Origin of the sequence: Rathayibacter sp. AY1F4 (assembly GCF_002931775.1) — a bacterium.
In the GTDB taxonomy this organism is placed as follows: domain Bacteria; phylum Actinomycetota; class Actinomycetes; order Actinomycetales; family Microbacteriaceae; genus Rathayibacter.
Map to the genome: position 1 here is coordinate 200,383 of NZ_PSVE01000003.1, position 12,502 is coordinate 212,884.

Below are 12,502 nucleotides of genomic sequence, written 5' to 3' on the forward strand. Positions count from 1 at the left end.
GGGTACTGGCGCCTCGGCCGCCAAGAGTCCAACTGACCCGGAGCGTCGCAGGGCGTCGTTCTGCAAGGCGGAGGAGGAAGCGATACCGGCGTCGCGCCCGACGACAACGCCGCAGAACGTCGCCCTGCGACGCTCCGGGCACTGCTCGTAGAGGTGCGGCGCGCTGTCCCCCGCGGTCGCGCCCCCGGCGCGCCGCACCTCTACGAGCAGTGCCCGGAGCGTCGCAGGGCGTCGTTCTGCAAGGCGGAGGAGGAAGCGATACCGGCGTCGCGCCCGACGACAACGCCGCAGAACGTCGCCCTGCGGCGCTCCGGGTCAGTTGGACTCTTGGCGGCCGAGGCGCCAGTACCCCATGAACGCCACCCGCTTCCGGTCGAGCCCGAGCTCGGTGACGAGGCAGCGGCGGATCAGCTTCACGGCGCCGGCTTCTCCGGCGATCCAGGCGTAGAGGCCGGGGTCGGTGCTCTCGTCGGGGACCTCCCAGAGCATCTCGTGGTCGACGTCGATGTCGCTGACGTCCACGCCGCGGTGGTGGGCGGTGAGGAAGCGGGTGGCCCAGGCGCGGACCGCGTCGCCGAGGGCCGCTCCGGGGGCTGCCGCGTCGGCGCGGACGATCCAGGTGATGTGGACGCCGGCGGGGTGGTGGAGCGGGAGGCGGTCGTGGGCGGTGGGGACCTCGAGGAACGCGGCCCCGGTGGCGTCGTCGTCGAGGCTCTCGAGGATCGCGGCGATGGCGGGGACGGCCGTCTCGTCGCCGGCGAGGAGGAGGGAGGTGGCGGCGCCGGGGTGGAACTCGACTCCGCCGCCGGGGAGGTCGGAGCGCGTGTCGGGCGCGATGATGACGATCTGGTCGCCGGCGCGGGCGCTCTCGACCCAGGCGGCGGCCGGTCCGGTGTCGCCGTGGGCGGCGAAGTCGATGTCGACCTCGGCGTCCTCGGGGCGGACGGCGCGGATGGTGTAGGTGCGGAGCGGGTTCCGGAGCTCGTCGGGGAGCTGTCGCCAGCGGCCGTACCAGTCGGGGTCGAGTCCGTCGGGTCCGTCGGGGTCCGAGACGGAGGCGAGGAAGGCGGGGGCGTCGGAGGCGGCGGTGGGGACGACGAGCTTGATGCGCTGGTCGGGGCCGGTGCAGCCGACGTGGTCGAGGCCGGTGCCGGTGAGGGTCACGCGGATGAAGTGCGGGGCGATCCGGGTCGCTGCGGCGACGGTCGCGAGGTACGGCCGGTAGGCCGGTCGGGCGGGGGCGGCGGTCGTCGGAGGCATCGCCTCAGTCTCGCACAGAAGGTAAGCCTTGCCTAACACTCAGCCGGGACGCCCGGCGGACGGTCAGCGCGCGGCGTGCTCGGCGGAGGTGCGCAGGCGCGCCTCGACGTCGGCGGCGAGCTCGGCGACGACGGGGCCGGCCCCGCCAATCCAGGCGCAGAAGTCGTGGCGGCCGTCGGCCCACGGGTAGTCGCCGTCGACGACCGACATCTCGCCGACCCAGGCCCGGACCGCGCGGTCGAGCGCGACTCCGCGGGAGCAGCGCTCACCGGTGCCGGGGGCGCCCGAGCGCTCGGAGCGGCCGAGCCAGATGACGCAGACCCGTCCGGGGGCGGCGAGCGGCGGCAGTCCGCGCGCGTCGTCGACCTCGACGAAGACCTGGCCGCGGGCGTTCGCGGGGAGGGCGTCGAGGATGCTCTGGATCCACGGCACGACGGTCTCGTCGCCCGCGATCAGGAACTGCTTCACGTCGACCGGCGCGGAGCCGTCGCGGTCCTCGAACATGCACATCGTGTTCGAGTATAGGCAAGGCTTACCTCAGTGACCAGAGCCGGACCCTGACCATCCGCCGTGCGGCCGCGCCCGGACCCGTCACCGCTGCGGCCTCCCCCGTCACCACTGCGGCGGGTGCCGCCTCTGCCAGCGCGCTCGCCGCTCGAGCTGCGCGCCGATCGCCAGCAGCGTCGCCTCGCCGCCGGGTCGCCCGATCAGCTGGACTCCCATCGGCAGGCCCTCCTCCGTGGTGCTCAGCGGAAGGGTGATCGCGGGGAGGCCGCTCACGTTCACGAAGGACGTGTACGGCGTGTAGAGGCACTGCTGCTCGAAATTGCGCTCGGGATCCTCGAGGTCGTACCAGCCGACGGGGCGCGGCGTCATCGCCAGCGACGGCGTCAGGACCGCGTCGACGCCGGAGAACGCCGCGATCACCGCGCGCTCGTAGCCCGAGAGCCAGGACGCCGCCTCGACGATCTCGCGGGCGGAGCGCCGGCGTCCCTCCTCCACCAGCCAGCGGGTCAGCGGCTCCAGCAGATCGAGGTCCGCGCCCTCGACGGGCAGGGTCGCCGCGCCGCTCTGCCACAGCGTCCGGAACGCGGCGGGGTACGCGGCGCTCGGGGGCAGCGACGCCTCCTCGAGCCCGTGGCCGAGCGCGGCCAGCGCGGCGATCCCCTCGTTCAGCGCGGCGCGCGCCTCCGGAGCGAGAGCGATCTCGTACTCCTCGTCCCAGGGCGAGTCCGTCAGCACGCCGATCTGGAAGCGCCCCTCTCCGCGCACCGCGGCGCCGAGGAACGAGCCGTCGCCGTCACCGGGCGCGCCGAGCGACCAGCGCTGCGGGAGGCGACCGTTCGTCCGCTCCAGCATGCCCTCGAGCAGGAGGCCCGCGTCGGCGACCGAGCGGGTGATCGGCCCGGCGACCGTCAGGCCGCCGACCCCGCCGATGCCGGAGAGCGCGGCGACGCGTCCGCGGGAGGGCTTCAGTCCCACGAGGCCGCAGGCCGCGGCGGGGATGCGGATGGACCCGCCGCCGTCCGAGGCGGGGGCGAACGGCAGCAGTCCCGCCGCGACGGCGACCGCTGCTCCTCCGCTGGATCCGCCGGCCCCGAGGCGGGTGTCCCAGGGCGTGACGGCGGGCGGGCCGATCCGCGTCTCGGTGTAGGAGGGCATCCCGAACTCGGGCGCCGCGGTCTTGCCGAGGCTGACCGCTCCCGCCTCGTCGAGCACCTCGACGATCTCGTCGGAGGCGGTGGGCACGTGGTGCTCGCGCAGCCGGGATCCGAATGCGGTCCGCACGCCCGCGCGCCGCCAGAGGTCCTTGTCGCCGCTCGGCAGGCCCCAGAGCGGAGCGGTGCCGGGCCCGGTGCCGAGCGATGACGCCCGCTCCCGCGCCTGATCGGCGGTCACCGTGGCGAAGGCGCCCAGTTCCCCGTTCCACCGCTCGATCCGGGCGAGGTAGTGATCGGCGAGCTCGAGAGGCGTGACCTCTCCGCGCTGCAGCCAGTCCCACTGCTCCTGGGCGCTGAGGTGGTGGAGTTCGAACATGGAACGACCCTATTCCGCCGCTCCGGGGAGCCGGCGGAACAGGGTCGTGGGGGTCAGGCCGCGCGGCGGCCGCTCTCGCTCGCCTCGTCGATGCCCTTCCGGGCGCCGTCGGGCACCACGGTGTCGCGGTCGATGCGGGCGCCGGTCGCGATCACGGCCGAGCGTCCGATGCGGGAGTAGCTCCCGATCCGCGCCCCCGGTCCGATGATCGCCTCGGGCCCGACGTGCACGTTCGCGCCGATGAAGGCGCTGTGCCCGATCATGGCGTCGCGGTCGACCCAGCTGCCCGCGCCGATCCAGGCGCGCTCGCCCACGGTCGCGCCGGGCTCCACGTAGGCGCCGGTCTCCACGTACGCGGTCGCCGAGACGCGCGATCCGGGAGCGACCATGCCGCGTCCGTTCGCGTGGCGGCGGTAGACGATCTCGTCGTCACTGCCGCGCGCCCCTCGACCCTTGTTCATCCCTGTTCCTGCCATCTGCCTCTGGCTCCTCCGAGCTGTCCGGTGGGCGGGGCGCCGAGCCCCGTCCCGTCATCGGTAGACAACAGCGGCGAGCGCCCGCGCCCCCCGAACGGGGAATGCGCGGGCGTCCCCGGAGCGTCACTCCACCGCGTCGGCGACCGCGGTCACGACCGCGCGGAACCGGTCCGGCGCCTCGCGGATCCGCCGCCGGAGGAGGACGCCGGCGAGCGCCGACGAGGCGGGTGCGGCGACCAGCTCGCACTCGACCCGGGCCCCCTCCTCGTCCGCCAGGACCCGCCACTGCTCGACGCCGAGCACGGGGAGTCGGCGCTCGAGCCCGCTCCCCCGCCGCTCGTAGGCGCCGTCGGCGGCGAGGACGTCCGCGAGGGCGGCGAGCACCGGGGCGGGGTCGGCGTGGAGGACGGAGGCGAGGGCGAGGAGGCTGCGCACGGCGGCAGTCTCGCACGCCCCCGCGTCAGGAGCGGGCGTCGAGGACGCGCCGGAGCCAGTCGAACGACGCCTTGGGCACGCGGTCCCGGCTGCGCGTGTCGACGGCAACGAGCCCGTGCGGGCGGCTGTAGCCGTACTGCCACTCGAACGCGTCGACCAGGGTCCAGAGCTGCACGGCCTCCACCGGCAGTCCGTCGTGGACGGCCTCGGCGAGAGCGGCCAGGTGAGCCCCGAGCCAGCGGATCCGCTCCGTGTCGACGATCGCACCCTCGCGATCGGGCTCGTCGGGGTAGCTCGCGCCGAGCGCGGTCACCACCAGCGGCGGCAGGGCGTCGCCGTAGCGCTCCACGAGGGACCGCAGCACCGAGACCACCGCCCAGGGTGCGACCGGCGAGCCGTCGCCCGTGCGGTCCAGCTCCGGCCAGGGCGCCGTGTGGAAGGGGAGCGCGGGAGGAGCGCCCACCCCGGTCGGCAGCGCCGGGTCGCGGCCCGCCACGATCCGCAGCGGCGGCAGCGGCGCGACCGCGTAGAAGTCGAGCGGAGCCGAGATGCGCGCGAGGTCGACCGGATCCGCCTGCGCGAGGGCGCCGAGGAACGGCGGCAGCTCCTCCGGTCCGACCGGGTAGGACCCGGTCAGCACGGCGTCGGCCACCAGGCGGTTCCGCAGGACGTCCGCCAGGGAGGCGAAGGCGCGGTCCCGGTCGTCGTCCGAGGCGGGCTCGACCGGCGCGAGCGCGTCGACGAGGCCGATCCTCCCGGTCACCTCCGCCGCCCGCAGCGCCTCCAGCGCCACGCCGTGCCCGAGGAGCTGGTGGTGCAGCGCAGGCAGGGCGCTGAACAGCCGGCCGGCGCCCGGCGCCTGCCGCGCGAGCGCGTAGCCCTCGAGCATCACCGTCGACGGCTGGTCGAGGGTGATCCAGTCGGCGACCCGGTCGCCGAACCGCCCGCCGAGCTCGAAGGCGAGATCGCCGAAGCGGAACGCGGTGTCGCGGTTCATCCAGCCGCCGCTGAGCGCCGACGGGGTGTCGCGGTGGTGCAGGGTCAGCGCGACCCGGATCCCCGTCTCGGCGAGCCCGTCGAGCAGGCGGTCGTAGAAGCCGAGCCCTCCGCGGTCGATCGGCCCGCGGCCGTCGGGCTGCAGCCGGGGCCACGAGACCGAGAGCCGGAGCTCGTCGACGCCGAGATCGACCAGCAGCGCGAGGTCCTCGCGCCAGCGCAGGAGGAAGTCCGTCGCGATCTCGGGAGTGGCCTCCTCGGCGATCGTCCCCCGTCGCAGCGCGAAGTCGTCCCACACCGACCGGCCACGGCCGCCCGTCTCGAGGGAGCCCTCCGTCTGAAAGGCGCTCTGCGCCAGTCCGATGCGCAGGCCCGGCGGCAGGAGTGCGCCCAGCTCGCGCGGATCGTCGAAGCGCGCAGCCTCGACGCGCACCTCCCGCCGATCGCGCCCGCGGGCCTCGTCTTCGCGCATTCCACTGTCCTCCGGATCTGATCGACGGGTATATTCTCGCGGAAGCGCTCTCCCGGACCTCCCCGACTCCCCCGACCGGCTGAGACGCCTCCTCCGGATGGTGTACATCCGGGAACAGTGGTGCGGCGCGCTTGACAGCTCCCCCCTGCCCCCGTGCAATGGACGCATCGTGAAATCGGGCGTCGACGTGGCAGTACCGGGGGGTTCACCGGTCGTGCCGGTGCCCCGACTCCGCCGATCCCCGCGGCGCACGGCCGCCCTGCTGCTGGTGCTCCTCGCGGCCGTCGCCTCCGTCTCCGGCCTGGCCGCTCCGGCCGCGCAGGCCGCCGCTCTCGCGATCACCGCTCCCTCCTCCGGCGCGGTCCTCAGCACGGGAGCGACGACGGTCACCGGCACGGCGACGGCCGGGGACCAGGTGCAGATCGGGCTCCGCGGCGGCGGCGACCCCCTCTGCATCACCACCGCGGGCCCCGACGGCGGCTGGAGCTGCGCCGTCTCCCTCGACGACGGGCCGGCGACCCTGGTCGCGGTGGAGCTCCTCGCCGGCGGCGGGACCACCTCGGCCGCCGTCCCGATCGCCGTCCTCAGCGCCCCCGTCATCGAGTCGGTCGACGGCTCGGCGACCTCCGCGGGCTCGGTCCGCGGCACGGCGTACCCCGGGGCGAGCGTGGCCGCGGTCTCGAACGGCGGTGCGGCGTGCCTGGCGCCCGCCGATTCCAGCGGCGCCTGGTTCTGCCAGCTGGCGCCGACTCCCGCGCCGGGCAGCTACCGCGTCACCGCGACCCAGACCGCCTCCTTCGCCGGCAGCGCCGCCTCGCCCGCGAGCGCGCCGGTGACCCTCGTGGTCGACACCGCCGCTCCGCTCGCCCCGGCCCTGAGCTCGCCGTCCGACGGTGCCGCGCTCCCGCTCAGCGGCGCCTCCTACTCCGGGACCGGCGTCGACGGCACCCGCGCCTACGTCTACGTCGACCGCGTCAACACCTGCGATGCGGCGGTCAGCGGAGGCGCCTGGAGCTGCACGGGCGGCACGATCGCGGCGGGCCCGCACCGGGTCTCCGCCATCGCGGGCGACAGCGCCGGCAACTACAGCCCGCCGAGCCCGTGGATCGACGTGACCTTCGCGGCGGCGACGACCGCCCCCACCGTCACGCCGAGCGCGACGGCCCCGACCGCTCCCGGAGCCTCCCCCACGGCGACCGGCACTGCCGCCGCTCCCGCTCCGAGCAGCGCCTCGCCCACCGCCACCGCGGCCCCCGCGCGGCCCGGGCAGACCGCGCCCGCGCCGCAGGAGGAGCCGAGTGGCGATCCCACCGCGGCTCCGGTCCCCGCCCCCGATCAGGGCGGCGGAGACGTGCCGACGCAACCCGCTCCCGATGCCGGGTCGGCTCCCGGCGGCTGGAGCTCGGCGACCGGGATGACCACTGCGCTGACCGCCGGCTCGCCCGTCGTCTCGATGGCCGACTGGATGCGCTCGCTCGCCCTCGCTCTGCTCTCCCTCGTCCTGGTCGTCGTGCCGGCCCGCCTGGCCGCTGCCGGTCGCGCCCCCCGCGCCGAGCGCAGCTGGCACCTCACCGGGCGCAACCGCGCCGCCGTCGAGTACGACGACAAGCCGGACGCCGGTCCCGTCTCCCCCCGCCTGATGGTCGTCGGGATGATCGGCTGCGCGGCCGGACTCGTCCTGCTCTCGGGGCGCGTCGACGGACAGCCGGCCTATCTGCGGCTGCTGATCGCCGTCATCGTGGCGGTCGCCGTCGTCAACGCGGTCGCCGCCGCCGTGCCGGCCCTGGTCGGCCGGCGCATCGGCCTCCGCGGGATCGGCGTCGTCGCCGCTCCCCGCGCCCTGCTGCTGGTCGCGGCGGCCGCCCTCGTCTCGCGCTTCGCGGGGCTTGACCCCGCGCTCCTGTTCGGGGTGGTGATCGGCCTCGTCCTCCCCGAGGGCACGTCCGTCGTCGACCGGGCGAAGCTCGCGACCGTCCGCGTCGTCTCGCTGCTGGGACTCGCCGGACTCGCCTGGGGAGCCTCCGCCGTCATCCCGCCCGACGGGACGTTCGGCTCCGTCCTGGCCGCCGAGGTGCTGAGCGCGACGACACTGATCTCGGTCGGCTCGAGCGTGGTGCTGCTGTTCCCGGTCGGGCGCCCGGCCGGCCGCAGCATCCTGCAGTGGTCGCCGCTGCTCTGGCTCGGGCTGACCCTCCTCGCGACCACTGTGCTGTTCGTGCTGCTGACCCCGACGATCGCCTCCTGGTCGCGCGACGGGGGCGCGGGACCGGTGCTCTTCGCCGTGGTCGCCTTCACCGCGGTGTGCACGTCGATCTGGGCCTGGCGGCGCTTCGTCGAGTCCGAGTAGCCGGCCGGGCGGCCCGCTCAGCCGATCGAGACGGGCCGGTCCAGATCGTCGTCCGGCAGCACGTCGACGACGGCGCTCACCGTCAGCTCGCGCAGCGTCGCGATGCCGCCGTAGACGCCGAGGAAAGCGGTGTCGGCCGCGTCGCGACCTGTCGCGATCCGCACGAGGGTCGAGCGCGGCGCGAGCGTCGTCGCGTCGACAGCCCGCCACTCCCCCTCGACCCAGGCCTCCGCGACCGCGTGGAAGTCCATCGGCGCCAGCCCCGGCGCGTAGACGGCCGCGAGGCGGGCGGGCACGTCCAGCGCCCGGAGGAGGGCGACGACCAGGTGCGCGAAGTCGCGGCAGACCCCGCGGCGCGCGAGCAGCGTCCGCTCGGCCCCGTCCGTCGGGAGGCTCGAACCGGGGACGTACGCCAGCCGTGTCCCGACCCAGGAGCTCACCGCGTGCAGGAGGTCCGCCCCGGCGAGACCGGCGAACTCCGCTCGCGCCGTCGCCCACAGCACGTCCGACTCCGCGTAGCGGCTCGGCCGCAGATACCGCAGCCGGTCCACCTCCTCCCCCTCGAGCGGCGCGAGCCGGCCGAGGACGCGGGCGGAGTAGTCGACGACGAGGTGGCCGACCGGAGCGTCGAGGACGTGCAGCCGGGTGCCGTGCTGATCGATCACCTCACGAGCGGCGACAGGACGGCCGTCGACGCTGAGGGTCAGCGACTCCTCGGCCCCGTAGGCGTCGGCCACCGCGATCGAGAGTACGAGAGCGGCGGGAGCCGCGACGTCGAGGGTCAGGTGGGCCGAGACGTCGCGCTGCATGGGGCTCTTCTCCGGGGCGTGGCTGGTGGGGGTCAGGCGCCCTGCTCGCCCTTCGGCGGCGGGGTGGGGGCGGCGTCCGGCTCCTGCACGAGCTGCAGCCCGCCGGACGAATTCGCCGAGACGGTCAGCAGGTCGATCCAGGTGCGGTTGATCGAGGGGACCCGACCGCCGAAGTACTTGAAGTAGAGGGGCACGGAGGGGTCGAGCCAGATGCTCGAGCGGCCGTCGCCGACGGCGGGGTCGTCCCGCCAGGAGAAGAAGAAGCTCTCGCGACGGCGCAGCTTGTTGGCGATGACGATCTGGACGTGCGTGAGCGTGCGGTCGTCGAACTCGATCTCGACTCCCGAGGCTCCGTAGAGCAGCTTCCCCATGGGGGCCTCCCGGCCGCCCGTCGCCGGGCGGTGCATGACGGTGCCCGCGGGCACGAGAAGCGGAGCCGTTGCCGGCGCCCGCCGTGGACCGGGCGCCTCACCGCCCGCGGCGCTCGAGCCGGGGCGCGGAACCGCCTGCCCACGACTCTAGGCGAGGCGGCGCGGGCCCGCTGGACGGACATCCGATTCGCGAGAGCTGTCCTCCCGCTCGCGGATGCAGTGCCTCGGCGCGATCCGCCCTGCGGGCACGCCCCGGCCGGGTCGGGAGCGCGACGCGCTGGGGACGCGCCGAGGCACTGCAGCGGGGATGTCGGAGGTCGGACGTACGGTACCCGCATGATCGAATGCGCACTCTGCGGAACCGACGCCGTCGTCCTCGACCGCTCCGGCGGCCGCGACGCCGAGGAGGAGCTCGTCGTGCTCTGCGCCGACTGCACTCCGGGCGAGATCACCGAGGCCCTCGAGGCCGCTCTGCTCGACCCTGCTCTGCTCGAGCCCGCCGGCCGCAGCGCTCACGCACGCGCCGCCTAGCCAGGACGCGGCGAGCGTCCGCGCGTCGGACGTGTGGTGAGAGGTGCCCCCACTGGGACTCGAACCCAGACTGAGACGATTTTAAGTCGTCTGCCTCTGCCGATTGGGCTATGGGGGCGACCACCGGGAGGAGCGATCCTCCCGGCGGCGGTGTCAGGACTTGGCGGGCTCGCCGCCGACCGGGACCGGAGCACCGGCCTGGCCGGGGATCTGCGCCGGGGCCTGCGCGGCCGGAGCCTCGGCGGCCGGGGCCGCCGGACGCGGACGCGACGCGTAGGTCTCGAAGGAGCCGCGGGGGTACTCGCGGGCCTCGATCGAGGCGATGTCGCGGCCGAGCCAGAGGTTGTTCCACCAGCCCCAGACCACGCGGAACTTGCGCTCCCACGAGGGCATGGCGAGACCGTGGTAGCCGCGGTGCATCACCCAGGCGGGGAAGCCCTTCACGGCGATCTTGCCGGACTGGAACACGCCGATGCCGATGCCCAGGCCCGCGACCGCGCCGAGGTTCTTGTGCACGTAGTCGACCGGCTCCTCGCCGCGGAGCACCGCGGTGATGTTCTTGGCCATGAGCTTGCCCTGGCGGACGGCGTGCTGGGCGTTCGGCACGCAGAAGCCGCCGACGCCGCCGCCGGTGAGGTCGGGGACGGCCGTCGCGTCGCCGGCGCCCCAGGCGCCCTCGACGAGCACGTCGTCGTGGCCGACGCGGAGGTCGGCGCGCACGCGCAGGCGGCCGCGCTCCTCGATGGGCAGGTCGGAGTTCTTGATCGACGGGTTCGCCATGACGCCCGCGGTCCAGATGATGAGGTCCGACTCGAAGCTCTCGCCCGTCGACAGCTGGATGACGCCGTTCTCGGCCGACTTGAGCTGCGTGTCGAGGTGCACGGTGGCGCCGCGCTGGTCGAGGTTCTTCAGCACCCAGTGGCTCGTCTCGAGGGCGACCTCGGGCATGATCCGGCCCATCGCCTCGATGAGGTGGAACTGCGTCTCCTCGAAGTCGATCTCGGGGTAGCGCTTGAGCAGCGCGCTCGCGAAGGAGCGCAGCTCGGCGAAGACCTCGATGCCCGCGAACCCGCCGCCGACGACCGTGACGGTCAGCAGGCGCGAGCGCTCGGGGCCGGCGGGGAGCGACGCTGCCTTGTCGAAGTTCGTGAGCATGCGGTCGCGGATCGCGGTCGCCTCCTCGATCGTCTTCAGGCCGATCGCGTTGTCGGCGACGCCCGGGATCGGGAAGGTGCGCGAGACGGAGCCGGCGGTGACGACGATCTGGTCGTACTCGAACTCGTAGGGCTCTCCCACGGTCGGGGTGATCGTCGCGGTGCGGTTCGCGTGGTCGATCTTCGTCACCTTGGCGGCGAGGATCGCGGTCTTCTTGAGGTGGCGGCGGAGCGAGACGATCGCGTGGCGCGGCTCGATCGACCCCGCGGCGACCTCGGGGAGGAAGGGCAGGTACGCCATGTAGGGCAGCGGGTCGACGATCGTGACCTCTGCCTCGTGCGGGCGGAGCTGCTTCTCGAGCTTCCACGCGGTGTAGAAGCCGGCGTAGCCGCCTCCGACGATCAGGATTCTGGGCACGGTTGACTCTCCAAGAGGGATGGACAATGCGAACACCCTCACGCAATGCGAAGTGCCCGCTCTCGATGCGGTGGGCAGCACTGACCCCGACTGGGAATCAGCTTAGCGAAGAGCGCGCCGGTGGTGGCGCCTCCGTGGCTCCGGTAGGAGCGGCTACGCGTCGAGCGGCCTGCAGGCGCAGCGCTCGGGAGACCAGTCGGCGCGGGCCAGGGCCAGATCGCCGATCGGATTGACGCCGGGGCCCGCCGCGAGGGCGTGCGCGGCGAGGGCGTGGAGGCACTTCACCCGCGAGGGCATGCCCCCGGAGGAGATGCCCGCGATCTCGGGGACGGAGCCGACGCTCTCGCGGTCGGCCAGGAACGCCCGGTGCGCAGCGGCGTACGCCTCGCGCAGCTCCTCGTCCTCGGCGAGCATCGCGTTGTACTCGACCATGACCTGGGTGGCCTCGAGCTGCGAGATCGCGGCCGTCGCGGCGGGGTGGGTCAGGTAGTAGAAGGTGGGGAACGGCGTGCCGTCGGACAGGCGGGGGCTCGTGGAGACGACCGTCGGGTCGCCGCAGACGCAGCGGGCGCTGATCCCGACGACGTCCCGGGCGGGACGGCCCAGCTGGGCGGAGACGACCGCGATGTCGCGCTCGGACGGCGGATCGAAGGGGGGCGTGGTCACGGGGGCTCCAGAGGACGGACGGCCGGGAGGACGCTCCAGTGTACGCGGGGCCGGGCGGGAGCGACGGGGTCGGGCGGGAGCTACGGAGTCGGTGTCAGCTCATCGGCGGTCGGCTCGCCGAGGCCTGAGACCGCGATCGAGGACAGCAGGGATCCGGCCCAGTCGCTCGGGGTCTCCTGCACCGTGTCGCTCGCGGGCTGCTGCGCCTGCTGGGCGAGCGTCACGTCGTCGAGCACGAGGTAGCTCACCTCGCCGGGCATCACGAAGTACAGCCGCTCGCGGGCCTGCGCGCGGATGAACGCCGGGTCGGACCAGCGGGTGCGCTGCTCGTCGAGGTTCTGCGCCTGGGTCTTGGCCGCGTCGACCGAGCGCTGCAACTCGGCGATCTCGGCGCGCTGCTCGACGAAGTTCTTGATGCTCGGGGCGAGCACGACCACCGCGAGGATCATGATCCCCATCACCAGCAGCGTGAAGCCGGAGCCGCGGACGCCGGCGATCCACGCGGACGAGGGCGGGGCGGGCGGCTGCTT

General features: G+C 74.3%; 13 protein-coding genes and 1 tRNA gene. 2 read left to right on the forward strand and 12 right to left on the reverse strand.

Features of this window, described 5'->3' with window-relative positions; genetic code table 11:
• Positions 1 to 315 precede the first annotated feature (315 nt).
• The 6 genes from C5C59_RS02880 to C5C59_RS02905 form a co-directional block, all read right to left on the reverse strand.
• Positions 316 to 1,260 (reverse strand): siderophore-interacting protein, encoded by a 945-nt coding sequence (locus tag C5C59_RS02880; RefSeq protein WP_104239694.1) that lies wholly within the window; start codon positions 1,258 to 1,260, stop codon positions 316 to 318.
• 63 nt (positions 1,261 to 1,323) lie between these two features.
• A complete protein-coding gene (locus tag C5C59_RS02885; protein WP_104239693.1) occupies positions 1,324 to 1,770 on the reverse strand; it encodes an SIP domain-containing protein in 447 nt (148 codons plus the stop codon).
• A gap of 102 nt (positions 1,771 to 1,872) precedes the next feature.
• Entirely contained in the window at positions 1,873 to 3,297 is a 1,425-nt protein-coding gene (locus C5C59_RS02890; RefSeq protein ID WP_104239692.1) for an amidase, read from the reverse strand.
• A 53-nt stretch (positions 3,298 to 3,350) separates the two neighbouring features.
• Positions 3,351 to 3,758, reverse strand: coding sequence for a transferase (locus tag C5C59_RS02895; protein WP_104334124.1), 408 nt, complete (start codon positions 3,756 to 3,758; stop codon positions 3,351 to 3,353).
• A 138-nt stretch (positions 3,759 to 3,896) separates the two neighbouring features.
• Positions 3,897 to 4,208 (reverse strand): hypothetical protein, encoded by a 312-nt coding sequence (locus C5C59_RS02900; RefSeq protein WP_104227427.1) that lies wholly within the window; start codon positions 4,206 to 4,208, stop codon positions 3,897 to 3,899.
• Between the two features lie 25 nt (positions 4,209 to 4,233).
• On the reverse strand, positions 4,234 to 5,676 hold the full coding sequence (locus C5C59_RS02905; RefSeq protein WP_181134809.1) for a glycoside hydrolase family 1 protein: 1,443 nt from the start codon (positions 5,674 to 5,676) through the stop codon (positions 4,234 to 4,236).
• A gap of 220 nt (positions 5,677 to 5,896) precedes the next feature.
• Between C5C59_RS02905 and C5C59_RS16970 the strand changes: the two genes are divergently transcribed.
• Positions 5,897 to 8,023, forward strand: coding sequence for a hypothetical protein (locus C5C59_RS16970; RefSeq protein WP_181134810.1), 2,127 nt, complete (start codon positions 5,897 to 5,899; stop codon positions 8,021 to 8,023).
• A 17-nt stretch (positions 8,024 to 8,040) separates the two neighbouring features.
• On the opposite strand, the gene C5C59_RS02910 is transcribed toward C5C59_RS16970, so the two are convergent.
• Complete coding sequence (locus C5C59_RS02910) at positions 8,041 to 8,832, reverse strand: transglutaminase family protein (protein ID WP_104239592.1); 792 nt, start codon at positions 8,830 to 8,832, stop codon at positions 8,041 to 8,043.
• Between the two features lie 32 nt (positions 8,833 to 8,864).
• Positions 8,865 to 9,203, reverse strand: a complete 339-nt coding sequence (locus C5C59_RS02915; RefSeq protein WP_068211888.1) for an ATP-dependent DNA ligase — start codon at positions 9,201 to 9,203, stop codon at positions 8,865 to 8,867.
• Between the two features lie 336 nt (positions 9,204 to 9,539).
• Here C5C59_RS02915 and C5C59_RS02920 point away from each other — a divergent pair, with 336 nt between their 5' ends.
• Positions 9,540 to 9,734, forward strand: coding sequence for a hypothetical protein (locus C5C59_RS02920; protein WP_104239591.1), 195 nt, complete (start codon positions 9,540 to 9,542; stop codon positions 9,732 to 9,734).
• A 44-nt stretch (positions 9,735 to 9,778) separates the two neighbouring features.
• Here the strand turns inward: C5C59_RS02920 and C5C59_RS02925 are convergent.
• From C5C59_RS02925 to C5C59_RS02940, 4 genes are all read right to left on the reverse strand, one after another.
• Positions 9,779 to 9,852: transfer RNA gene (locus tag C5C59_RS02925), tRNA-Leu, on the reverse strand.
• 35 nt (positions 9,853 to 9,887) lie between these two features.
• Complete coding sequence (locus C5C59_RS02930; RefSeq protein ID WP_104225019.1) at positions 9,888 to 11,306, reverse strand: NAD(P)/FAD-dependent oxidoreductase; 1,419 nt, start codon at positions 11,304 to 11,306, stop codon at positions 9,888 to 9,890.
• Between the two features lie 153 nt (positions 11,307 to 11,459).
• The gene (locus C5C59_RS02935; protein WP_104227430.1) at positions 11,460 to 11,972 is read right to left on the reverse strand and encodes a DUF501 domain-containing protein; all 513 of its coding nucleotides are present in this window, start codon (positions 11,970 to 11,972) and stop codon (positions 11,460 to 11,462) included.
• 80 nt (positions 11,973 to 12,052) lie between these two features.
• On the reverse strand, positions 12,053 to 12,502 hold a 450-nt coding region (locus C5C59_RS02940), incomplete at its 5' end, for a septum formation initiator family protein (protein WP_104251219.1).

Excerpts from the sequence above, each read along its gene's own strand:
- C5C59_RS02880 (WP_104239694.1), bottom strand. The coding sequence starts at position 1,260 with ATGCCTCCGACGACCGCCGCCCCCGCCCGACCGGCCTACCGGCCGTAC.
- C5C59_RS02910 (WP_104239592.1), bottom strand. The coding sequence starts at position 8,832 with ATGCAGCGCGACGTCTCGGCCCACCTGACCCTCGACGTCGCGGCTCCC.
- C5C59_RS02920 (WP_104239591.1), top strand. The coding sequence starts at position 9,540 with ATGATCGAATGCGCACTCTGCGGAACCGACGCCGTCGTCCTCGACCGC.
- C5C59_RS02885 (WP_104239693.1), bottom strand. The coding sequence starts at position 1,770 with ATGTGCATGTTCGAGGACCGCGACGGCTCCGCGCCGGTCGACGTGAAG.
- C5C59_RS02915 (WP_068211888.1), bottom strand. The coding sequence starts at position 9,203 with ATGGGGAAGCTGCTCTACGGAGCCTCGGGAGTCGAGATCGAGTTCGAC.
- C5C59_RS02905 (WP_181134809.1), bottom strand. The coding sequence starts at position 5,676 with ATGCGCGAAGACGAGGCCCGCGGGCGCGATCGGCGGGAGGTGCGCGTC.
- C5C59_RS02895 (WP_104334124.1), bottom strand. The coding sequence starts at position 3,758 with ATGAACAAGGGTCGAGGGGCGCGCGGCAGTGACGACGAGATCGTCTAC.
- C5C59_RS02890 (WP_104239692.1), bottom strand. The coding sequence starts at position 3,297 with ATGTTCGAACTCCACCACCTCAGCGCCCAGGAGCAGTGGGACTGGCTG.